Annotated in this window: 18 protein-coding genes and 4 pseudogenes; 9 read left to right on the top strand and 13 right to left on the bottom strand. The window is 33.6% G+C overall.

Annotated elements, in window-relative coordinates; translation table 11 throughout:
- The first annotated feature begins 31 nt into the window (after window positions 1-31).
- The 3 genes and pseudogenes from BLP58_RS11750 to BLP58_RS01130 form a co-directional block, all read left to right on the top strand.
- Window positions 32-1,213: pseudogene (locus BLP58_RS11750) on the top strand (IS256 family transposase).
- 323 nt (window positions 1,214-1,536) lie between these two features.
- Window positions 1,537-2,289 (top strand): YoaK family protein, encoded by a 753-nt coding sequence (locus BLP58_RS01135; protein ID WP_025084344.1) that lies wholly within the window; start codon window positions 1,537-1,539, stop codon window positions 2,287-2,289.
- 907 nt (window positions 2,290-3,196) lie between these two features.
- Window positions 3,197-3,773: pseudogene (locus BLP58_RS01130) on the top strand (IS256 family transposase); the annotation flags it as partial.
- 231 nt (window positions 3,774-4,004) lie between these two features.
- On the opposite strand, the gene BLP58_RS01125 reads toward BLP58_RS01130, so the two are convergent.
- From BLP58_RS01125 to BLP58_RS12720, 3 genes and pseudogenes are all read right to left on the bottom strand, one after another.
- Entirely contained in the window at window positions 4,005-4,262 is a 258-nt protein-coding gene (locus tag BLP58_RS01125; RefSeq protein ID WP_013854031.1) for a GlsB/YeaQ/YmgE family stress response membrane protein, read from the bottom strand.
- A 206-nt stretch (window positions 4,263-4,468) separates the two neighbouring features.
- Entirely contained in the window at window positions 4,469-5,284 is an 816-nt protein-coding gene (locus BLP58_RS01120; RefSeq protein WP_013854030.1) for a Cof-type HAD-IIB family hydrolase, read from the bottom strand.
- A 154-nt stretch (window positions 5,285-5,438) separates the two neighbouring features.
- Window positions 5,439-5,516: pseudogene (locus BLP58_RS12720) on the bottom strand (ABC transporter permease); the annotation flags it as partial.
- A 319-nt stretch (window positions 5,517-5,835) separates the two neighbouring features.
- Between BLP58_RS12720 and BLP58_RS12715 the strand changes: the two are divergent.
- Both BLP58_RS12715 and BLP58_RS01110 read left to right on the top strand, forming a co-directional pair.
- Window positions 5,836-7,039, top strand: a pseudogene (locus BLP58_RS12715) (MFS transporter).
- Between the two features lie 103 nt (window positions 7,040-7,142).
- Complete coding sequence (locus BLP58_RS01110) at window positions 7,143-7,424, top strand: SemiSWEET family transporter (protein WP_081462945.1); 282 nt, start codon at window positions 7,143-7,145, stop codon at window positions 7,422-7,424.
- Window positions 7,425-7,745: 321 nt separating this feature from the next.
- On the opposite strand, the gene BLP58_RS01105 is transcribed toward BLP58_RS01110, so the two are convergent.
- The gene (locus BLP58_RS01105; protein ID WP_013854027.1) at window positions 7,746-8,678 is read right to left on the bottom strand and encodes an SLAP domain-containing protein; all 933 of its coding nucleotides are present in this window, start codon (window positions 8,676-8,678) and stop codon (window positions 7,746-7,748) included.
- Between the two features lie 270 nt (window positions 8,679-8,948).
- On the opposite strand from BLP58_RS01105, the gene BLP58_RS01100 reads away from it, so the two are divergent.
- Both BLP58_RS01100 and BLP58_RS01095 read left to right on the top strand, forming a co-directional pair.
- The gene (locus BLP58_RS01100) at window positions 8,949-10,097 is read left to right on the top strand and encodes a GH25 family lysozyme (protein WP_013854026.1); all 1,149 of its coding nucleotides are present in this window, start codon (window positions 8,949-8,951) and stop codon (window positions 10,095-10,097) included.
- 104 nt (window positions 10,098-10,201) lie between these two features.
- On the top strand, window positions 10,202-10,807 hold the full coding sequence (locus tag BLP58_RS01095; protein ID WP_025084072.1) for a DUF5052 family protein: 606 nt from the start codon (window positions 10,202-10,204) through the stop codon (window positions 10,805-10,807).
- Window positions 10,808-10,859: 52 nt separating this feature from the next.
- Here the strand turns inward: BLP58_RS01095 and BLP58_RS01090 are convergent, their stop codons facing one another.
- Window positions 10,860-11,315, bottom strand: a complete 456-nt coding sequence (locus tag BLP58_RS01090) for a hypothetical protein (RefSeq protein WP_013854024.1) — start codon at window positions 11,313-11,315, stop codon at window positions 10,860-10,862.
- A 502-nt stretch (window positions 11,316-11,817) separates the two neighbouring features.
- Between BLP58_RS01090 and xerS the strand changes: the two genes are divergently transcribed.
- Window positions 11,818-12,888 carry a tyrosine recombinase XerS gene (gene xerS / locus BLP58_RS01085; protein ID WP_013854023.1) on the top strand — a complete coding sequence of 357 codons (1,071 nt, stop codon included), beginning with the start codon at window positions 11,818-11,820 and terminating at the stop codon, window positions 12,886-12,888.
- A 178-nt stretch (window positions 12,889-13,066) separates the two neighbouring features.
- On the opposite strand, the gene BLP58_RS01080 is transcribed toward xerS, so the two are convergent.
- Both BLP58_RS01080 and BLP58_RS01075 read right to left on the bottom strand, forming a co-directional pair.
- Complete coding sequence (locus BLP58_RS01080; protein WP_013854021.1) at window positions 13,067-13,948, bottom strand: DegV family protein; 882 nt, start codon at window positions 13,946-13,948, stop codon at window positions 13,067-13,069.
- Between the two features lie 78 nt (window positions 13,949-14,026).
- Complete coding sequence (locus BLP58_RS01075; RefSeq protein WP_013854020.1) at window positions 14,027-14,437, bottom strand: MarR family winged helix-turn-helix transcriptional regulator; 411 nt, start codon at window positions 14,435-14,437, stop codon at window positions 14,027-14,029.
- Window positions 14,438-14,714: 277 nt separating this feature from the next.
- On the opposite strand from BLP58_RS01075, the gene BLP58_RS01070 reads away from it, so the two are divergent.
- On the top strand, window positions 14,715-16,406 hold the full coding sequence (locus BLP58_RS01070) for an Rqc2 family fibronectin-binding protein (RefSeq protein WP_013854019.1): 1,692 nt from the start codon (window positions 14,715-14,717) through the stop codon (window positions 16,404-16,406).
- Between the two features lie 70 nt (window positions 16,407-16,476).
- Here the strand turns inward: BLP58_RS01070 and carB are convergent, their stop codons facing one another.
- The 6 genes from carB to BLP58_RS01040 are packed head-to-tail and all read right to left on the bottom strand — an operon-like array spanning window position 16,477 to window position 24,128.
- Entirely contained in the window at window positions 16,477-19,668 is a 3,192-nt protein-coding gene (gene carB / locus BLP58_RS01065) for a carbamoyl-phosphate synthase large subunit (RefSeq protein ID WP_013854018.1), read from the bottom strand.
- Window positions 19,669-19,672: 4 nt separating this feature from the next.
- On the bottom strand, window positions 19,673-20,728 hold the full coding sequence (locus tag BLP58_RS01060) for a carbamoyl phosphate synthase small subunit (RefSeq protein ID WP_013854017.1): 1,056 nt from the start codon (window positions 20,726-20,728) through the stop codon (window positions 19,673-19,675).
- Window positions 20,729-20,733: 5 nt separating this feature from the next.
- Window positions 20,734-21,642: an RluA family pseudouridine synthase gene (locus tag BLP58_RS01055; RefSeq protein ID WP_013854016.1), complete on the bottom strand. Its 909-nt coding sequence runs from the start codon at window positions 21,640-21,642 to the stop codon at window positions 20,734-20,736.
- A complete protein-coding gene (lspA, locus tag BLP58_RS01050; protein WP_013854015.1) occupies window positions 21,635-22,099 on the bottom strand; it encodes a signal peptidase II in 465 nt (154 codons plus the stop codon). Before lspA ends, BLP58_RS01055 begins: the two co-directional genes overlap by 8 nt.
- Window position 22,100: 1 nt before the next feature.
- Window positions 22,101-23,795, bottom strand: a complete 1,695-nt coding sequence (locus BLP58_RS01045) for a formate--tetrahydrofolate ligase (RefSeq protein WP_013854014.1) — start codon at window positions 23,793-23,795, stop codon at window positions 22,101-22,103.
- A 3-nt stretch (window positions 23,796-23,798) separates the two neighbouring features.
- Window positions 23,799-24,128: a hypothetical protein gene (locus BLP58_RS01040; RefSeq protein ID WP_025084071.1), complete on the bottom strand. Its 330-nt coding sequence runs from the start codon at window positions 24,126-24,128 to the stop codon at window positions 23,799-23,801.
- Between the last annotated feature and the right edge of the window lie 104 nt (window positions 24,129-24,232).

The following is a 24,232-nucleotide window of genomic DNA, read 5'->3' as shown; positions in this document are numbered from 1 at the left end:
AAAAAACACATACAGAAAGAAGAACTCCTTCATGAATGATTTTACCAAAAATATGGCACAAGCTCTATTCAATCAAGACAAAATAAACGATTTATTGCGCAAAGAACTCCAGCAAGCAGTTAATGACCTATTGGAAGCTGAACTGACTGCGTTTTTAGGCTATGATCCTTATGCCAGAGCTGGCTGGAATACAGGCAATTCACGCAATGGTGTTTACTTTCGCAAGGTTGATACGCAATTTGGCGAGATTGAAATTCAGGTACCTAGGGATCGCAACGGCATGTTTCATCAGCACACGCTGCCTGACTACAAGCAGCACTCCGATGTCTTGGAAAGTATGATTATCAAGCTATATTCCAAAGGCGTAACCACCAGAGAAATAGCCGACTTGATTGAAAAGATGTATGGCAGTCATTACAAGCCCAGCTCAGGTATCTAACATCTCCAAGCAGATGATTCCAAAAGTTGAGGCCTATCATCAGCGCAAACTCAGTGACAAGTTCTTCTGCGTTTATTTGGACGCTACCTACATTCCTTTGCGTCGCATAACCTTTGATCGTGAAGCAGTTTATATTGCCATTGGCATCAAGCCTAATGGCCACAAGGAAGTCATCGATTACCGCATTGCTCCTAGCGAAAACGTCGAGAATTGGACGGAAATGCTTCAAGACATGAAGTCTCGCGGTCTAGAACAGGTTGAGCTCTTTCTTTCAGATGGCGTTGTTGGTATGAAGACAGTGCTGGAACAGACTTATCCCAAAGCCCATTTTCAACGTTGTCTAGTACATGTCATGCGCAATATCTGCGCTAAAGTACGCGTAGATGATCGCGAAACGATCATGAATGAATTCAAGCAAAAATCCATCAACAGCCAAATAAAGAAGCTGCGATCAAAGTCTTGCACGTCTTCTATGACAAGTGGAACAGAGCTTATAATCATGTCATCAGAAACCTCAAGGGGATTGAGCCAGATCTGCTGGTCTTTTATGACTATCCTAAACAAATCAGGGCCTCAATTTACTCCACCAATATGATCGAATCCTTTAACAACGTTATCAAGCGTAAAGCTAAGCCTAAAGCAGAGTTTCCAACTGAACAGTCGCTTGATACTTTTATTGGCATTCAGGCAATGAGCTACAACGAACGCTATTTCAATCGAATCCACAAAGGTTTTGGTCAGGTTCAGGATACCTTAGAATCCTACTTTGACTAAATAAAAGATTAAAAAATCGATCTACGAGAAAAATCTATTTACACAAACTATTTGACAGTGTCTAATATTATTAACTTACATTATATTAAGTAATAATATTAGCTTATTTAATGATTAATTTAAACATTACTAGATCAATCATTTATGCAACTCTAACACAAAACAAAAATCAAATTAAGTATTTAAACTTTTTAATCTTATTAATTTAAAAATAATCTTTAAAACTTTAAATAAATTAAGCTAAACATAAATTTTATTAAAGCCTATAATAGTTATTGACTTTAAACTAGGAAGAGGACTAGGAAGAGGATTGGGGAAGAAATATGAGTTTAAAAGATATTATTCATAGTAATCAACCAGCGGAGTCACGACAATTAGCTTGTGCTTTGACTTTCTGTGGTGGATTTATTGATGCATACACATATATCCAAAGAGGACATACACTTTCTGCTGGACAGACGGGAAATGTGATCTTTTTTAGTTCAGCTTTGGCTGATCATAACATTCCAGGCATGATAAATCGTGCTAGTACATTTATTGCATTTTCGCTTGGCTTGCTATTTATTGCATTTTCGCTTGGCTTGCTAATGGTAGGCTTATTTCATAAGTATGTTAAAAGTCATTATTGGCGCGTTTTTTGTTTATTTCCGATTTTAGTAATTTGTGCTGTAGTTGGTTTTTTGCCTAAAAGTGTACCAAATTTTTACATAGTTCCATCAATTGCATTTGGATTAGCAATCCAGAACGCATCCTTCAGCAAAATTGAGGGAATGGGATATAACAATGCATTTACAACTGGTAATTTAAAAAAATCAGTCGTTGCTTGGAGCGCATTTTTCTTTGGTGAAGATAAAAGCAAACATACAGCTACAGTAAATTATATGTTACTGGTGATATCATTCGGATTAGGTGCAATTGTCTCAGCTTTACTGCAAAAAATATTTTTACTGCAAAAAATATTTATTTTAAAAACAATTTGGTTTGCAGTAATATTACTTACCGCAATTAATATAATCTATTTAATTGCACTTAAAGAAAATAAAAAGATTGATTTAAATAATTTAGCTAACAGATAGTTTTAGAATTTTAATCCATTTACACTAATGAATTTTAATCCATTTACACTAATACAGTAAATGGATTTTTTATTTTGAAGAGTAGTGGTTAAACATTCATGTTATATCTGCGTATAACTTGTATTATGTAAATCTAAGTATTAAAAAATCATATTTAAAAATAAAATAGTTACATTGTGAGAGTAAATCTAAATCCTATTGGCATTTAAAATAAAAAATTCAGAATTTAAATTTACTTAGTCGTATTTAAAAATACATTCCTATATTTATTTTTCATTTGCAAAATCATTTAGATTTCTATGCTGAGATCACAATTCTAAGATCAAGTTCGTTCATTTGGGTCAATAAATTAATCATTAAAGCAACTCTTATTTTACTTAGTCCTTTAAATAAATAAAAATTACTGTAAGTTAGAATAAATATTATTTTAAATATTATTTATAGCGGAAACAAGAATATGACTTATATCTCTATGCTCATTAACTTAGTCAAAAACTTAGTCAAATTAAATCATTCATCAATAAATAGAATGCATCTCATGTAGCATATAAAAATTATATAACTAATTTAAATGTCAAAAGTAGAAATATTTTCATCAGATATAATTACAAAAACAGTGGATTTAAAAACTTATTTGCTACTGTTTAGCCTTGACTCCATTAATTTACTTAATATTAAATCATAATCGAAATTTAGCTATATTATTTAAACAATAATTTTAATGCTAGCAAGATGACTCTTCCCATATTACTAGGATTTTGTTGCTATATCAAGGATTCAGAATGTTTTAGCTAATTCAATTAAATCCAATAAAAATATTTTTTCCGAAAATTCCGCAGAAAAAGGAGTTCCTTTCTCGTATGATTGGTTTGAACAAAAAAACACATACAGAAAGAAGAACTCCTTCATGAATGATTTTACCAAAAATATGGCTCAAGCTCTATTCAATCAAGACAAAATAAACGATTTATTGCGCAAAGAACTCCAACAAGCAGTTAATGACCTGCTAGAAGCTGAGTTAACTGCCTTTTGAGGCTATGATCCTTATGCTAGAGATGGCTGGAACACTGGCAATTCTAGAAATGGTGCCTACTTTTGCAAGGTGGATACGCAGTTTGGCTAGATTGAAATCCAGGTACCACGAGACCGCAACGGCATGTTTCATCAGCACACGCTGCCTGACTACAAGCAACACGCAGATGTGTTGGAAAACATGATCATCAAGCTTTACTCCAAAGGCGTAACTACCAGAGAGATAGCCGATTTGATTGAAAAAATGTATGGTAGCCATTACAGCCCCGCTCAAGTATCCAATATTTCCAAGCAGATGATTCCCAAGGTGGAAGCCTACCACAAGCGTAAGCTGAGCGATAAGTTCTTCTGCGTTTTATCTAGACGCTACCTACATTTCCATTCCTCTGCGCCGAGAGACCTTTGAGCGTGAGGCTGTCTATATTGCCATTGGCATCAAGCCTAATGGCCACTAGGTACCATTTTTTAAATTAATCATATTTAAACTCTTATCAGATTTTTATCAATTAAAAGGCCTTATAAATACATATTTAGCTACAAGATACATTAATTGCACTAAAACTTTCTCCTTCATTTCTCCCCTCCTCTACGGTTAGGGAATGGGTAATTATACAAAAAAGCCTGAAAACAGAGACAAATCTCAATTCAGGCTTAATTTATAGTACTAGAAAGCCACTTTTTTCTTATGCAGTACGGAATCTGTTAACAAAGAATGCAACAACGATCACCAAAATTACTGCACCAAGAATAGATGAAACAATTGCCATATCTGCAACTTGTGGGCCCCATTCTCCTAATAACAGAGCTTGACCCAATGTTGAACCGACTAAGCCAGCTACGATATTAGCAATCCAATTCATTGATCTGCCATAACCCGTTAAAGCCCCAGCAATAAGACCAATTACACCGCCGACAATCAATACCCAAATCCAATGTAGCATTTTGATCACCTTTGCTTTCTGGAAAACATCTATTACTTTTGATAATTCTAATTAATCAAGCGCTTTCTTTAACTATATCTATATCATACAGGTAAGTATCAAATTTGTCTACTATATAGTATATGATAAGCATTAATTATACTTTATAGTATATGATAAGCATTAATTATACTTTTCTTTAGAATTTAAGCATCAAACTTGTGCTTTTAGTCCTCATCTGCTAGATACTTTTCTAATACTTTAAATACACCATTTTCAGTATTTGCAGGTGCAATAAACTTAGCATGTTCCTTAACTTTGGACATGCCATTAGCCATAGCATATGAATACTTAGCAAAATCTAGCATATCAATGTCGTTGCCGCCGTCTCCAAACGCAATTAAATCATTACCTGTCATATTCATTTTGGCTAACAGTCGCTTCAAACCAGCTCCTTTATTAATCCCTTGAACATTAATATCGATCGCTGTGTTTGCGGAAGCAAATGCAGAAATTTGATTTTGATGCTTTAAGTTAAACATCTGCTCAATTTCTGTGTAATGTGAGCTATCTAGATCAACGGTGATTTGGAAGATATCTTCATTAGGTAAATCATGCCAGTTATCAACTATGTCACTCTTACCAGCAAAATATGCTAAAAAGTCTCGTTCTGTTTTGGGCACCGCACTATGTAAATAAGCAATATCTTTTTCAAAGACCATGATAGCTCGCTTGCCAAACTTACCCTCAACTTCCTGAATCAAATCCAACACATCTTGTCTAGCTAGCGGATAACCGGCTGCTTGCTTTCCTTTGATGATCAAACGAGAACCATTTAAAGTTACGAAATCCATTTGTTCGGTAAACTTACTAAAATCTTGTTGGAGTCGCGCATAGGGGCGACCTGACGCAACAATAAAATGAATCCCTCTCTTTTCAAATTCAGTCAAAATTTGATCAAATTGTTCATGATTGTATTGCTTACGGTCATCCAAAAATGTTCCATCCATGTCTACTGCGACTGCTTTAAATGGTAATGTCATAATTCCACCTCATAATATTTATGCTAAATGATTTTCAACATAATTAATATTAGCATTTTTACATAAATATTATTGAAGTTTTTGATTAATTAAACAATTCTAACAACAGCTGCTAAACAAAAACGATGCCAGAATTATCTGACATCGTTTATTTCTATCTCTTCACTAGATTGATCTCTCTATCAAACAACTTACGCATCCCTTCATTGAAGTTGTGTGCAATAAAGATAATTTATGCCTTGCTTTTACCAAATTCTCAACCTATTCTAGTTAAGTGGTCGAATTATTTAACTAAGATGCAATTTTAAGTATCCCAGCAATTATGCTCTTATCTTTTACACAGGAGATGAAATTCTAAGTGTTCATTAGCTACCACTTAGGTTTAAGCTTACGGGAAAATTATTTTCTTTTAACCGTCAAGCGCTACTTAAGGCTCAACCCCAACTTTTCTGAAAGTTTGGGGTTTGTTAACTAAAATTAAATAGATAACTTTTCCCTGACTTTCAGAAGTACTTGTTCTATCAAGATATTTTTAAAAAAGGAACGGGAAAATGTTCAAAAACTTAATTCACATAGAAAACAGTAATGTAAAGAAATTACTAATTGGCCGAATTTCTACTAATATCGCAGATTCGCTTTTTTATATGACGATCCTTTGGTATTTTAAAGTGACGTATCATTCACCAATGATCTTATCACTAGTTTTTATTGCTGATTCAACGATCGACATGCTTGCCTTTATTTTTGGACCGTTAATTGATCGAGTTCACGTAAAGAAGCTACTTAAGTACGTAACGTTTAGTCAAATCATACTCAGTATTTTGACAGTATGCTTATTTTTCTTTAAACAGCAAGTAATTATCCTAATATTATTGGTATATATCCTTTCGGCTATTGGTTCTACCCTAATTTATCCGACAGAAGAGAAAATCCTACCAGCAATAATTAGTAAAACGGAATTAGCTAGAGTTAATGGTCTCTTTCAAATGACCTATAGGGCCCTTGACTTGTTTCTAGATGCCTTAGCTACTGTCCTTATTACCTATTTATCATTAAATAAGACAATGATCATTAGTGCATTATTTTTTGCAATTGCTTTGGCTTTCTATGCTAAGTTGTACTTACCTAAAGTGCTATTAACTAAAAAAAGAAGAGTATTTTAGTGATAGTTACCTAAAAGACTTAATCAAAGGATGGCAGGTTTTGAGGTATGAAGGTAGAATCTTAGCGTTGATAATTCCCTTTGCTGTAACTAATTTATTTTATGGTATTTCCTCTGTAGGGATGTCTTATTTTGCAAGTCATTATCTAAGTAGATCAGCACTTAGTTACGGTAGTTTAGAATTTATTTCTTCAATCGGTGGATTACTAGGCAGTGCTGTAGTTAGTAATTTTTCATTAGGCAAAAATAAACTTGAGAAAATAGTTACCCTTTGTCTTTTTTAGCAGGATTATCAGTAATACTTGAAGCACTAATCACCAGCAGTATGCCTGTGATGACTTTAATATTTGCATTGAGCAGTGCTTTTTGGATTAGCATCATGAATGTCAATTTCCAAATATTAATACAAGAGCATTTTAGGACGAATAGAAACGATTAATAGCAGCATTATCAATTGTATGATTCCAATCGGCTCCTTTTTAGGTGGCATCATAGTGCAACAATTTGGTTCCACTGTTGCTATTCTAATGCAGGGATTAGCTGAACTAGTTACCGCTGCATTATATTTATTAGTTTTTAATAAAGAAAAATAAGTGATTTAAAAGAGAGTTTTTCAATCGAGGCAGCTCTCCTTTTGATGTCTAACTTTTGCAATTATTCTCTATCTTTATTAACATGAAATTATGAAGGAGAGATTTGTTGAAGAAATTTAAAGGATTAGATCGACGAACTGTTTTACGAATTGGACGGATTGGATCAGTACTATCTGTATTGATGTACGTTTCCTATATTCCGCAGATTATCAATAATTTGAATGGAAATTACGGCAATCCAATTCAGCCTCTAGTTGCAGCAATCAACTGTACGATTTGGGTATTATATGCTGTACTAGGTGAAAAGAAAGATTGGCCATTATTTATAGCTAACCTTCCAGGAATAATCTTTGGGTTAATTACCTTTTTTACTAGTTTACATTAAAATATAGCGAGATAGCAGTTGCTGTCTCGCTTTTATATTATCATTGTATCTTATAACAATAAACTAGTAACTCACGTACGCATCCCTCAAAGCTATGAGCAATGCTAATTTATTCCATAAACTGTCTAAACCAAAATGAATAATTACCCTCATTGTAGTTAGGATTAAAATTAGCTGCTCGAATTGCACCTGGATATTCACCATAATCACTCCAATAAAGTAACTTATCGCTTCCTTTAATTTTAAAATACAGTTGTGAATCGCTTAAACTACTATTAATTACTACTTTATCCAGTTTCACTTTTTATTGATTGACATAATTTATTCAGTCTTCTTAAAATTTGCATCATATACAGCTCTGGAATTAGTTAAAGTAACGGTAATTGGCCCCTTTGTAAACAAAATCATACCATTAGCTGTTCGAAGATTATTAATCTTAATATACTTATTTCGGCCAATTGCTACACAATTTTGCCTCCTAATTTTAGTAGTAGTAAAAGTCAATTTATTTTTATTCTTAATATTAGTACTCTGATAAAAATAATTTTTATCTACACTCTTTGCAGCTCTAATTTTGCTACTAGTCGTTACTACACTATTATTAAGAAGTTTTCTTTTTCCTTCATAGCTTACGCGTTTTCCTTGTTTATCATATACGTAGGTATTATGATTCAAGATTAATAGCGGTTTACCACTCATTTTTTGAACATAACCGTCTCTAACATACCGTCCTTGACCAACTTTGAAGTAGGAACTTGCAATACTATAGTTTTTTGCTCCACCATATTTAATCGTTGATCCTTTAAGTAAAACGGCATGCTTGCCACGATATGTAGATAATTTCTTTCCTTTTTCATTATAAACTGTCGCATTACTTACAATACGCATTCCTTTAGCAGTATAGCCACCAGTATGGTTAACAAGAATATAGCCTCCATCACCTAAAGAAGTATAACTTTTTCCATCGATTTTTACAGTTGGAAAGATGCCACTTCTTTGATATTTATGTCTTATTATCACTGGTTTGCCATAAGAAGTGATTACTTCGCCGCCTTTTAAAAATTGTCCATTAAGTTGATTACCCTTACTGTTAAAGATAGGCACCTTACCAGTAGAGCTTAATTTAATATCTGTACTACTAGATGCATGTACTACCTGGTCAGCAGGTGTGCTATTCAATAACGTATTGAAGGCTGGAGTACTGATCAATAAAACTGCTAATGAACTAATCATTATTTTTGTACTTAGTTTCATATTTTTTCCTCGTATATCTTGCTGTTAACATCTCTGTCCATCTAGTTATATTTTAAATCTTTATATTTTGTTTTACATAATAATACTTATTAAAATTCATTATATGTCTCAAATTGATTGCAATTATTTCTATCTTATTACTAATTGATTAATAATCAATCTCTACTATTGTCTTTTGGTACTTACCACTGTAACCTATAATATATAAGATTTAGATATTATAAGTGAGAGATACTATTAACTCTCTCCACCAATAATGGAGGAATTAATTTGTTTAAAAAGAAAACTATCATCAAATTAGCCTGTGCTGCTATGTTAACTACTACCGGAATGAATATTATCCCTAATCTTATTTCCACTCACCAATTTGTTCAAGCCTCTGCAATTTCTGTAGCTGCTAAAGAATTAGGTATTGACGTAGCTAGTTATCAAAGCGCAGATTTAACCGCTCACGCTAAAGCTGGTTCACAATTTGCTATTGTAAAAGTAAGTGAAGGCACTAATTATCGTAATCCTAAAGGAGCTAGTCAAATTAAATCAGCAATTGCTAATGATATGATGCCAATGGGCTATCATTTTGCTACGTTTAGTTCTAATGCATCCCTTGCAAAAAAAGAAGCCAAGTATGCAATTTCTTCTGCCCAAGCATTAGGGTTACCTAAAGGTTCATATTTAGCCTGTGACTATGAGACCGGCCAAGGGAATGTAATCACTAACGGTAAAAATGTAACAGCTAAGGCGATTATTGCTTTTATGGACGAAATCAAATCGGCTGGTTATCAACCTCTGCTCTACGCAAGTTCATCTGTTTTACAAAACAACATCAATACCCCTTCAATCGTCGAAAAATATCCTAATTCCTTATGGGTAGCTGCTTATGCAATTTCAGGACGAGTTGATAAACCCAACTTTAAGTACTTCCCTTCAATGGAAGGCGTTGCAATCTGGCAATATACAGATAATTGGAAAGGGATGTCAACTGACGGTAACGTAACTATTCTACCTTTATCCATCTCGAATACTGCAGTTTCTCAAGCGCCGACTAATAAGAATACTAAGCACACTGGCAAAGTAATGTACAAAGCTTATGTCTATAGCAGTGATGGACAACGTACGGGTGAAGTTTATAAAGCGTATAGCACAATTACTTACTATGGTGGCAAAACCAAATTAAAAAATGGCAAATCAGTTGTTAGAATTGATGAAAACAAGTATGTAATGTCAAGCAATGTTCTTGGTAATGCACGTAAAGCTAAATCTGATATAAACGTTTATAAAAATGATGGATCACTCAATTCTAGCTGGAAAGGTTATCGAAAAGGAGCTCCAGTCAAAACCTATGGTCCTAAGCATTACATCAATAATGAAGCCTACTATCGAGTTGGCAAAAATGCCTATGTTAAGGCAAGCAATTTTTAACTTAATTAAGAACAACTAAGCACTGAATTTTTCAGTGCTTTTTGCATTCCTACAATGATAAAATTAGCTTGTAATAAATTAGTATTAATACGAGGAAGCTTAAAATGAACATAAAAAAGAAAATCACTTTATTTTTCAGTTTAGGAATACTACTGTTTACTCTTTCTGGTTGTAGTAATTTTCAAAACTGGGAACTATCGATGCGTTCTAAGATTGGTGCACTGCCATTGACTGTTTCAACTTACGATTCCAATGGTCAAAAAATTGATCAAATTAAGGCCAAATCAGTTAACATCCATACTGATAAAAAGATGTCCCAAAAAGACGATAAAGGAAAAGAAAATTCTAGTGTAATTGATGTTGATTATGGTCATCAGCGTATGACTCATGTTGGTTCTACTTTAATCGCCTATGAGGGTTTGAAGAATTATGAAGACGCATTCAATAAACATGTTAAGATTGATGATCAAAATCGTGCTGTTCCTCTTTTAAACACTATGTACCAGAACTTCAAAAATGATTGGAATGGTCAATCTAAAATCGTAATGATCAGAAGTCAATTAGGGATGCCAATCGCTGTGTTTGCTGGTAAAAGTGTTTCCATTCATAAGAGTGATATGAAAAATTCAACTCAGTTTGTAATTGATGGACACAGATTATTTGCTTATCGTGCAGACTATACAGTTTATCCAGTTGCTAGTCTGAAATAGCATAATAAAAGCCTCATTTTTTGAATGGGGCTCTTATTATAAAAATTTGTTCTTATTCGTTAACTAAAATATGAAAAGCATCATTGGTTTTAACAATATCACTCATTAATTGGTTAACCCATTCATTGAGCTTATCATTATCATAGTTCTCAAGTCCACCTTCGGTATCGCCAATATCTGCGATCCCGTTATTAAAGTCAACCATCTCAGTAATCAATTTCTCTGCAAAATTTTTGGTTGAACCCGCAAAATTGTCCGCGAAGCTATTAACATCACCATAAGCATCGGTAATATCGCTGAAGGCTTCAACCGTTTTGCCAAAGGTATCGCTCAAATTATCTACATCTTCTTGAGTTGGCACTGTTAGTTCTTCATCTTCATTATTTAGCTGTTCATCAAGCCGAACGCCAAGATCATTTAATACCAAGTGCCCATCATATAAACGATTTAATAACTTAATTCCACTAGGATTTTTAGCCTGAAAATTTACTTCGATTTCTTCTGTCATCGTATTTCCCTCATCTCACTGTATTATACTTATTTTATTGTACAATTTTTATGCCTAAAATACGACAATTAGACACAAGTTAATCTATAAACTAATTCAGAAATAAAAATATTTAGGCTAATTGTTGTTTTTTGCTTGATCATTATTTATAAACAGCTTAAAATAAGCAGGTGAAGGCTTCTTGTACCATACAATTAGCTTTATTTGTCAGAATTGTTTTGTTAAACGCCAATCTTGATAAATATTCAATCAGAGTTGCTATAACTGGAATGCGGAGAGTTTTTACAGCGTTGCTGGTATCCCAGTTATAGTGACATGGTTTGCTAGGTCATGTTATTTATAAATGTTGCTTTACAATATTACTATAGATATTATTGTTTTCAACAGGAGTACTTAATTTAATTTAGCTATTTTGCCACCTATCTGGATTAGATAGGTGTTTTTTGTTTTTGTGGGATGCCCTATGATATAATTTGAACATCAGTTTGAAGGAGAATGATTTATGGAAACTGCCAAATGCTTAGAATTAATCAAAATTGAACTCAAAAAAGCGCCAGATTATGTCAAGCAATACAATTTTGAAACGCAGCATTCACTTACGACTACCTATCAATATTTAGCAGAGTTTCGGCGTTTTTTTGACTGGTTACGTCAAGAAGGTATTTCTAACGCTTCCAATAATTTACACGTTACAACCGATACCTTAGCTCATTTAACTCGCAATGACATTATGCTTTATATCGATTATCTTGGTCATACTAAAAATAAACAGGGACACCTAAGCTCTCCTACTACGATTAATCGTTCAATTAATGCTCTTCGTTCCCTGTTTAAATTTTTAACCATTACAGTTGCTGAAAATAATGATGGGCAACCTTATTTTGAACATAACGTAATGCTTCGCATTCACTCATTAAATGATACGAAAACTTTAAATTATCGTGCACACGTCTTAGAATCTCACATGTATACAGGCAAGCTTAAGTTTGAATTTTTAGATTTTATTGCCCATGATTATGAGACTACATGTAATCAGCAAGCTAAACCAGGCTTCAAAAGAAATAAAGAACGTGATATGGCAATTATCGCTTTAATTTTAGGAACCGGTATCCGAGTGTCTGAATGTGCAGGCGTTGATCTACAAGATCTGAATTTAAAAGATGCAGTCCTAGATGTTACTCGAAAAGGCGGACAAAAAGACAGCGTGCCAATTGCGGAATGGACGCTGAATTATATTAATGCTTATAAAAATATTCGAGACAAGCGCTACGCGGCTGATTCGAGACAAACAGCATTCTTTCTTACGCGCTGGCATAGTCAAACACGGAGAATGACTTCTAATGCAATTGAAAGAATGGTCAGTAAATATTCCACCGCCTTTGGACACCCTCTTACACCGCATAAGTTACGTCACACGTTAGCTTCAGAATTATATAGTGTGACTAAGGACCAAGTTTTAGTTGCCCAACAGTTGGGACAAAAAGGAACAACAGCGACTGACCTATATACACATGTTGATCAAGAAAAGCAACGTGATGCATTAAATGAAATTTCTAAGCTAAATAAAGACTAGTGTTGAAATATCAACACTTTTTTGATTTGCCATAATATTTTTACTATTGTAAAGTCTCAATACTTTTAAGATCTTGATAGCATATTTATTATCACTAGTGGCTTTAATAGCCATAATAAATATGCTATTATAATTTTAAATAAAAAAGAATAGGACTTTAATCCTAATCTCTTTGACTCTATTTAGTTAAATCTAATTTCTCAATGTCTATCATCCAAGCAATAGCAATCGATTTTTCACCTAAGTGAGTAGCAATCACTGGACTAAACTCAGCTACATCAACAGGTTTACCTGGAAAATTAGTATTAATAAATTCTTTAATCTCTTCAGCTTGTTTAAGATCATTAGAATGGAAAACAAATAATCGTAGTTTATCTTTATACGACAATTGTGCTGTCTTTTCTAACGTAAGTTTTTCGACTTTTGATACAGCTCGCTTTAATGATCTAATCTTATCAAATGCAACAATCTTACCATCTTCATTAAAAGTAAGAAGTGGCTTAATCTGCAACATCGTCCCAATAAATGCTCCAGCATTACTTAATCGTCCGCCACGACTAAGGTTCTTAAGATCATCTACCACAAAGAATTCATCGATTGTTTTACGAATTTCATCCAATTTCTTCAGAATAACTTCTGGCTCCATGCCACTTTTAATCATCTTAGCAGCTGCTAATACCAAATACCCCTGTAACCTTACCGTCATCTTAGAATCATATGGGTATAAATTATACTCAGGATTATTATGCTTCATATTAACTAGATTTTGATAAAAACCAGAAATGCCACTAGACAAAGTGATAACAATAATGGCCTCATAGTCTTCACTATGAAGTTTATTAAATAATTCAATCATTTCTCCCATGCTGGGTTGGGAAGTTTTAGGAAAAGCAGCACCTTGTCTTTGCATTTCAAAAAGCTGTGTTGAAGTAATATTTATGCCTTCCATATATTCTTTATCTCCAATAATAACGGGGATAGGAACGATATTAATATTATTCTCCTTAGCTTCTTGCTCGGTTAAGACACTAGTACTGTCGGTAACTAATGCGATTTTCAATTTAATTAACCCTTCTTAATTTAAAGTTTATATAATATAAGAAAATTATAGCATAAAAGTATCTGCTTTCGCACCCTATTACATTCTTTCACTAGTAGAGCTATGCGCTATTTTTTCTAACTGCTTAATAAACAAAGCTGAAGCATCTTGATCTAGGTATACAAACAAAGAGCGTTCAATTTGATTAAGTGCTTTTTTTAATTCACTTGCTTTATTAAGTCCTTCAGAGCTTAATTTTACAATTTTGCTTGAATCCTTTTCAGAACGTATAATTTTAATAAAGCTTTTGGTTTTCTTTTGCTGCAACTGACGGCTTAAGGTAGAAAGTGAAATATTAAGTGCCCCAGCTAGTTTCCCCATTGTTAGAGCCCTATTATCATTTTGATCAAAAAATAAGAGTATTCTAGTTTGTGAAATATTCAGACCACATTTGTGATTTATTTCCTTTTTAATTTGATCAGCAATTGTGCTAAAAAATAATACATCCATATATACCGTCCTTTTTCTCCAAAGTAGATTTGCTATAGTTGTATTTTATCATTTAATAAAGGATTTGATAATACTACTTCGTGACATTTAAAAGACTTAGCAGTATTTCTTTGTTGTGAAACATTATCGCCTATTAGAATTAAGGCTCTTTGTGAAACAGAGAATCTATTAATTTAAGCTTATGCATAAGAACATGCTTATATATACTATGAGTACTTTCATTTTAGAATTGATAGAATTCCTGTTATAATATTTAGAGTATTTTGAGGTGATACATATGGCATTTGATGGATTATTTATCCATAGTTTATTACATGATTTAACCCCTACTCTAGTAGACAGTAGGTTATCGAAAATTTATCAGCCATTTAACCAAGATCTAATCTTAATTTTTCGAAAAAACAGAAGAAATTATCAATTATTGATTTCGGCTAATGCACAATATCCAAGAACATACCTGACTAAACAAACCATTGCTAATCCAGATAAAGCACCAATCTTTGTTATGGTACTAAGAAAATATTTAGAGGGGTCGGTTTTACAGTCTATTGAACAAGTTGGTTTAGATCGAATTATTAACTTTCATTTCAGCAATCGAAATGAACTGGGTGATCAAGTCAAGCTAATCCTTTCCGTTGAATTAATGGGCAGACATAGTAATGTAATTCTATATAACAAACAGGATAACCATATCATCGACTTACTTAAACGAATTAATCCCGATGAAAATAGAGCTCGTATCTTACTACCAAAAGCAAAATACGAATTACCTCCACTAAAACCAGGAATTAATGGTTTAAACATATCTGAAAATGATTTTAAAAATCTAAGTCATGATATTGATGCTTCCACGTTAGTTCAAAAATTAGATGGTTTAGATCGGGATGATCGTAATGAACTGTTAGGTTATCTTGAAGATGATTACAGTTTTTCTTCTTTTAAAACTTTCTTCAATCAATTTGACAATCCGCGAGCTTTCGTTTTAAAAACTCCTAGAAATAAACGCAAAATTTTCTGCTATCTCCCTTACCACTTAGATTTGGAAAAAGAAAGTTCTGATCCTGATCTAAACATGGGATTAGATGATTTTTATGAATATCAAGCTAACCGTGATTGGGTAAAACAACGAGCTAGTCAAGTCGAACGTGTTGTTAAAAATGAACAGAAAAAGCTAAGCAAGAAAATTAAAAAGCTTGAAAAACAATTAAATCTAGCCGAAAACTCAGAAGGCTATCGTATTAAGGGAGAAATTCTAAATGCTCACTTACCACAAATAAAACCAGGGGTAAATAAAATTTCATTACCTAACTATTATGATAATAATGCACCTATTGAAATAAAGCTTAATCCTGCACTCTCCCCTGCACGAAACGCTCAAAAATATTTTACTCGCTACAAAAAATTGCGTGACTCAATTAAACACATTAATGAGCAAATTAAAATCGCACAGGACAACTTGCGTTACTTCGATTCCATTCAAACAGCAATTGATAATGCAGATCCGCAAGATATTGATCAAATCACTGATGAACTGATTAATCAAGGCTACATTCATAAACAAAAGAAGACTAGACGTCGTAAAAAGGTCACTGAGCGTAATTTAAATGAGTTTAAGCTTTCTTCAGGTAAGCATGTCTTAGTAGGTAAAAATAATTATCAAAATGATTGGCTTACTTTGAAAAAGGCGAACAAATCTGATTATTGGTTCCATGTTAAAAATATGCCCGGTTCTCACGTTATTTTACGTGATAATCAACCAAGCGAAAAAGATATTAAGGAAGCTGCCGAAATCGCTGCTTTCTTCTCCAAAGGTAAAAATTCTGCTCATGTTCAAGTAGATTACGTTCAGGATAAACGCGTGAAAAAGCCTAATGGTGCGAAACCTGGTTTTGTAATTTATACAGGACAAAACTCGATTGAAGTTACGCCAGAAGAAGAAGAAATTATGCCAAAGAAAATTGAAAAATAAATAGCATGCCTGACCAGCAGACATGCTATTATCTAAATAAAGTCATCTTAATGGATAACTTTATTTTTTATTAAATTGGTTGTGTAGTTAGTGCTAGTGATTCTAAAACATCTAAAATTAATTCAGCAGTTTCAATACTTGAAAACACGGGAATATGCGTGTTCAAAGCCTCATCTCTGATCCGCAATGCATCTTCACTAGCTGCATCAGATAGATTAGTAATATTAACTACCATTACTATCTTATGTTGCCTGATCTTCTCTAATAAGTTACGTGGATCATTATGAACCTTTTCTACTACACCTGTAGTAATTCCAGCTTCCGCAAACATATTGGCAGTACCTTCTGTTGCGATTAATTTAAATCCTAGTCGATCAAAGCGCCGAGCTAATTCTGTTACTCGATTTTTATCTTCGTCTCTAACTGAAATAAAAATTGTGCCATAACTAGGGATATGTAAATCACTTGCCTCATATCCTTTATATAACGCCTTAGCTAAATGATTATCTCTACCCATTACAGAACCAGATGATTTCATATTTGAGTCAAAAGTATTGCCACTACTATAGTTTAAGTATGAAAAGACAGGCATTTTAATATGAATAAAATTGCTAGTCTTCCATAATCCATTAGGATAACCGAGCTCAAGTAAATTTTTCCCAATCAAAGCTTCAGTGGCACAAGCAGTAATATCACGATCTAATGATTTAGATAAAAATGCTACATTATGACCAGCGTATGGCTTAATCTGCAACAAATACAAATCATGTCCAACAAATAAATAATGTAAATTAAAGATCCCTCTAGTTTTTAATTCTCTAATTAACTTAATTGATTCTTGCTCAATCATTTTTTGTTGTTCTAAGGTCAGATTTTGTGGTTGAATAACTGCAATAGAATCAGAGGCATGTGATCCCGTCTGTTCTAAATGCTCAACAATTCCTGGTAAAGTGACACTTTCTCCATCAGAAATTGCAGTCACTTCATATTTATTACCTTCAATAAAACGAGAAACAGTAATTTGATCTAACTGATTTTCTGCTAGATATTTTTTAATTGCTGGGATGTCATATACTACAGCGGATTTTTGTTTGGTTTCTTTATTGGTTCCTCCAATTAAAATCGGAAATCCATTCTGATTTGCAAAATCAAAAACTTGAGCTGAATCTTTAGTTTTCAAAGCCGGTACTCGATTTAGTTCAGGATATTGTTTACTCAAAAGTTGAACTATTTTATCATGGGGATCTTCCTCGGCTTTTTGACCAATTATATGTAGCCCTGACTCTTCTAGTTGTTTACTCAAAGCACTAATTCTCTTACCAGAAAATTGCAATAATACATCTTGAATATGTTCGCGCTTGGCAACTGTCAAAATATTTTCTACGGTAATTGGATCAAAATATACACGATCAATATCTTTATATCTCGAAGAAACAGATTCGTCATTATTTGAAAGTAGAACTGTAACATAGCCATTATTATGTAAAGTCTCTGCAGCATGTGCAATCATATAATCAAATTCACTAGTAACAGACACTTGTAGTGGTAACATACCAACAATCAAAATTTTCTTAGTTGATTCTAAAGTTTGAGCTTCATTTTGAGCATTATAAGCACTATAGTACGCACAAACATTAGGCTTATAAACACCCGCAGCACCATCAATCTTTAAATACGACGGGTTAAGATCAAACCTGTCAATTATTTTCCTTACCTGATTTAAAGGAATGTTTAACACTCTAGCTAATAAAGGATTAAAGAAACCATATATTTTAGCTTCTTCCATTAATTCTGCAGAAATATTATCCTTATTTTGCACCAGCTTTTTACCAATATTAACAATGTGAAGTAATTTTTGATAATAAATGGGATGCAAATGAGTAATAGATTGCAATTGAACAAACGATAAGTCATGCGCAATCGCAGCTAGCAGTTTTACTAAATGCAACTCATCTGGTTGATGCAAATCTATTAAAATATCTTCGTCACTTTTTTTAGTTTCACTCATAAAGGCTAACCAAGCCACATCTAAACTAACTGTGGCATCAAGCCCTTTTAAGAAAGCAGTTTCAAAGTTGCGACCTACTCCCATAGCTTCCCCACTAGCTTGCATCGTATTATTTAAACGATAATGATTGTAACCAGAGTCTGCAAATGACCAATATGGCATTTTAATAGCAACTGCATCTAACACTGGTTCAATTGCAGCATTAAGTCCAGACAAAGGATCCGTAATCTCGTTTAAACGATAACCAATAGCTACTTTACTTACCACATAGCCTACATCATATAGAGCAATTCTTTGTGCCCAAACTGAACTCCTAGTTAGTCGGGGACGCATTGTTAGCAATTTCGATCTAATTTGTGTACCATGATGCTTAACAGCAAAATGAAAGCTAGTGAAGCCTACAATTTCTAGATTATCGACTATTTTTTTAACGGCTTCACGCAGCTCTTGAATGTGATCGTTATTCAATGTCAGAGATGGCATGACTACGGCAGAATCACCAGAATTAATTGCTACTGGTTCAATTGATCCAGCGAAGTTAATAAAGACTAGATTACCATCTTTATCTCTGATTACATCAACGATAACTTCTTCCCAGGCGGACAAATCCTCTGTTAAACGATAATTCTTCCAGATAAAATTATCGTTTTGTTTTTCCTTCTTAAAATAGTTTACTAAGTCAGCTGCTGTATTAAAGCATAAATGCTCATTGTGAACAAAACGATTATACTTGGTTACTAAAACTGGAAATGAGACTTTATCTTTAATATCTTCTGCTGAAGTATCTAAAATAGCTTGTATACCCTGATTCAATTCCCAGCTTCGTGCAGTATCGATATGTAGCTTTCCTAATAATTCTGTTCGCTTTTGTTGATTACCCATTTGCAACATGCGAGAATTCAGGGTTAACAATTGGATTCCCATTTGTTCCAAAATTCCATCTTGCAGCAATTTATGAGCGACCTTCAATCCATTAGTCGAACCGTAAGCCGTAATAATGGCATCTGGTTCTTCCATTCTAAGAATTCGTTTAAGAAAATCTAGTGTCATTGGCTCTAAATATACTGTTACATTAGGCTTTTTATCAGTAGAAATTGTAGCTGGATTAGGATTGACCAACACAACATCAATACCTTCTTCAGTCAATGCATTAATTGCTTCAGTTGCCATTAAGTCCATTTCAGCTACACTACCAATTAAAGTTGGGCCTGAACCGATTATTAATACTTTATCCAAATCATTCTCTAATGGCATAAATTTACTCCATCATTTGTACAAAATAATCAAAAACTTCATCTGCATCATGTGTACCTGGTGCGCCCTCAGGATTAAAAGCAGTTGCTATTAACTTATCTTTAGTATTCCAAAAACCTGCCATCAATTCACTATGCAAATCAAAATACTCACGATTCATATTCATCTTTACACTATCGGGCAAAACTAACTGATCAATATTCATTGAAGTCTGCCAAATAACATTGCTATTTTGTTCAATTACAGGATAATTAGTTCCGTCAAATTCTTGTGGTAATTTTACCAACTCGAAATCTAAATACTCACTTAACACGAGAAATCCCAAGCCAATTCCTAAAATAGGATATTTACCATAAAAATGATCTAAAACTAGTGCTATCTTATTAATAATTTCTTCAGGCTTACCCGGTCCATTAGAAATTATAATTCCTTCAGGACGTAGATTCTCTACATCTACTGGACTAGCATCATAGGGTAAAACGGTCGCATTTACTTTTCTAAGAGATAATGCTCTTAACATTGAGTGCTTAAGACCCAAATCAAGCACAGCTACAGTTTTGCCTACATTAGGCGAAGCATAAGCATTTTTAGTTGAAACCATTGCTGATTTATTCTTAGGCAAAACTAAAGCTTTAATTTGATCGAAAGCATGTTCATCATTGGTATCCATAATCGAGGCTTTAATTGTTCCCTCTTCCATTAAGCGATAAACTAGAGCTCGAGTATCGACCTTAAAAATTGCTGGAATATTTTTTTCTTTCAAAAATGAGCTCAGATCTTCAAAATTTTCACTATCAGAAATATTCATTGCGACGTCATTGGCAATAATACCTTTAACTGTTGGATCAATACTCTCATAGTCAATGGCATTAATTCCATTATTACCAATCATTGGCGAGGTGAAGACCAAAATCTTGCCAGCATTAGTAGGATCTGTCAGAGCCTCCTGATATCCAAAATTAGTTGTTTGAATAGCTAATTCACCTGTAGAAATAATACTAGCTCCAATTCCTTCTCCTGGGAAAGAACTGCCATCTTCTAAAATCAAATAACGTTTCATTTTTATCACTTGCTTTTTTCTAATTCAGCTAATGTTCTTTGAAAAATTTCTGGTGGCTCAACACTAAATTCTAACCATTTACCCGTTCTAGGATGCTTAAAGCCTAAAACCTTAGCATGCAAAAACTGTCCATGACCTTTTATAGTTTTTCTAGGTCCATATAAAGGATCCCCAGCTACAGCATGACCAATATAATCAAGATGAACCCGAATTTGATGTGTTCTACCAGTTTCTAATTGACATTCAATCAAACTATAATTTTTAAATTGCTCTAAAACTTTAAAATGAGTAATGGCTTTTTTCCCATTTTCGACAACTGCCATTTTCTTACGATTATAAGGATCACGGCCAATCGGTGCATCAATCGTCCCATTCTCTTCGTTAAAATTGCCGTGAACAATTGCCCAATAAATTCGCTTATTTGTTTTATGAGCTAACTGATCTTCAAGAGATTCTCGTGCTTTAGCATTCTTAGCAATCATTAATAAACCAGATGTATCTTTATCAATTCGATGCACAATTCCTGGTCTAAAGCCCTCCGGGGATTGTGCTAGATCCTTAGTATGATAAAGCAATGCATTAACCAAAGTATGATCAGGGTGTCCAGGTGCAGGATGCACTACCATTCCCTGAGGCTTATTGACTACAATTACATCATTATCTTCATAAATGATATCAAGTGGGATATTTTCTGGAACAACATCTAATGGCTTAACCGCTGGAACATTAATCTCAATTTTATCGCCAGCTTGAATTTTGTAAGATACTTTTTCTGATTTTTGATTAACTAAAATGTTTTTATCCTTGATTAATTCTTTGATACGCGTTCTTGAAAGATCAGAAATTCGTTCTGAAATGTATTTGTCTAATCGGCCTTGTTCATTTTCAACAAGTAATGTGTACTTCTTAGGCATTCTGATCATCCTTATCTGCAATAAGAATTAAATAAATAAAAACTAAGATTACGCCCACAGTAATAGCGGAATCAGCAATATTAAAGATATTAAAATGGACAAAATCCAATTGAAGCATATCTACTACGTACTTTAAGTGAATCCGATCAATAAAATTACCGATAATTCCCCCAAGTACCAAAGCTAAACCAGTATCAAACAAAGCATTCTTGTATTTTTTATTAAAAAGAAAATACAAACAAACGCCAATTGCAATAATACTAATAAAATAAAACAACCACATCTGACCCGTTAAAATATTCCAGGCAGCACCATTATTCTGTAAGTAATTAAAGGATAATAATCCTGGAATAATCTCATGCGTCTCGCCTACAACATAATTATTTATAATGTAGGCTTTCAAACCTTGATCAGCTACGACAACTAATAAAGAAATAATTAAATATAAAAATTGCATTTTAGAATAAACCGCTAATCTTGCCATCATTATCAACATCAATATCTAAAGCTACGGGATGCTTAGGCAAACCTGGCATATCTAAAACATGACCAGTAGTTACTACTATAAAGCGAGCGCCATTCTTTAAACTAACGCCTTTAACGTGAAGTTTAAATCCCGTTGGCGCACCTAATTTATTTTTGTCATCACTAAATGAATATTGCGTCTTAGCAATGATTACTGGCAATTTGTCTTTGCTTAATTTAGCTAGCTCAGTAATTTGTCTCTCAGCTTTATCAGTATACTCTACTCCATCAGCATGATAGATCTTAGTCGCGATCTTCTCAATTTTTGTTTTAACATCATCATTATCGTTGTAAGTTGACGTTAATTCAGCTTTACCAGAATTAGCTAAATCAATTACAGCTTGAGCTGCCTGAACTCCACCTTTAGATCCATCATCATGATAAGTCACAACTTCAGCTTTAATTCCTTGATCTTCAACTAATTGTTGCAATAATGATAATTGTTGCAATAATGAAATTTCTTTGTCGGTATCCGAGTCAAAGCGATTAATCAAAACAATTACTGGAATATTATATGAACGCATATTATTCATGTGTCGTTCAAGATTACTAAAACCTGCCTTCAAAGCAGATAAATTTTCCTGATCTAATTTTTCAGTAGAGCCCAATGACTGATACTTCAGTGCACGTACCGTTGCTACAATAACTGTAGCGTCTGGTTTTTTGTCCAAGTGCTTAGATACGAAATCCATAAACTTCTGACCACCTAGATCACTACCAAAGCCGGCTTCTGTTAAGACATAATCACTCAAATGCAAGGCTAAATTAGTTGCAATTACTGAGTTGGCGCCATGTGCAATGTTAGCAAATGGCCCCCCATGAACTAATGCAGGTGTATGTTCTAATGTTTGAACTAAGTTGGGTTTTAACGCATTAGAAAGCAAAGCGGCAATTGCACCTTCAAAGCCTAATTGCTTAACATAAACTGGTTGATCATCTTTAGTGTATCCAACAAGGATATCGCCAATCCTAGATTTTAAATCAGCAATATTATTAGCCAAACATAAAATTGCCATCAATTCATTCGCTACCGTAATCGCAAAACTGGCTTGATGCTCAATTCCATTGAATTTAGAACCTTGTCCTACCGTGATTTTTCTTAAAACACGGTCATTAACATCTAGTCCCCGTTTAATTAATATTCTTTCAGGATCAATATTCAGACTATTATCTTGGTAAATATAGTTATCAACTAAAGCAGCCAAAGTATCAATAGCGGCAGTTAAAGCATGCATATCACCCGTAAAGTGCAAGTTAATATCTTCCATCGGAATAATTTGAGCCATGCCACCACCAGTAGCACCACCTTTCAAACCAAAAACGGGACCCATTGAAGGTTCACGCAAAGCAATCATGGTATTCTGATGCAATTGATTATGGATAGCATCCCCCAAACCGATGGTAATGGTTGACTTGCCTTCACCCGCAGGTGTAGGCGAAATTGATGTAACTAGAATCAATTTCCCTAATTTTTTATTTTTACGAATCTGATTAATGGCAGCCCAATTAATCTTAGCCTTATCATGACCATATGGTTCTAAATCTTTTGCTGCTAAGTTAACTTTTGCGGCCACTTCCTCAATTGATAATTCCTTAGTCCCTTGTGCGATTTTGATATCTGATTTCATTAACTACTTCTTCTTTCTAGAAATAACTAAAATAGAATAATTTTGAAACTCGCTTCTTACTTGATAAATTTCAAAATTGTGCCATTTTTTCAATAAAAATACTTTCTTCGCATGTACTTGATTGCGATATGGCAATTTAAATAAATAATCTTTTTCTGTTTTTTGTAAGTATGAAAAATACCAAGTATAACCTGCTAAAGCAATAAAAATGAGTCCTACTATTATTCCTGGAATACTGATTGCCTTATTCCCTTCATAGCCTAAGATCATAGCTATTAAAAGGACAATTAGGAGCCAAGAATAATAAATTATTCCTGTAGTTCCTAAAAATATAAGATGTCGTTTAGATTTTAGAATTTAGATCACGCCCTACTTAGTCATTTATTCCATTGTATCAAAAATCATAAAAATAAGAGAGAATGTTTCTTCAACATTCT

It is taken from the genome of Lactobacillus kefiranofaciens (genome assembly GCF_900103655.1).
Lineage (GTDB): Bacteria > Bacillota > Bacilli > Lactobacillales > Lactobacillaceae > Lactobacillus > Lactobacillus kefiranofaciens.
The sequence above is the reverse complement of the archived record's forward strand: the minus strand, read 5'-3'. Positions and strand labels throughout refer to the sequence as shown.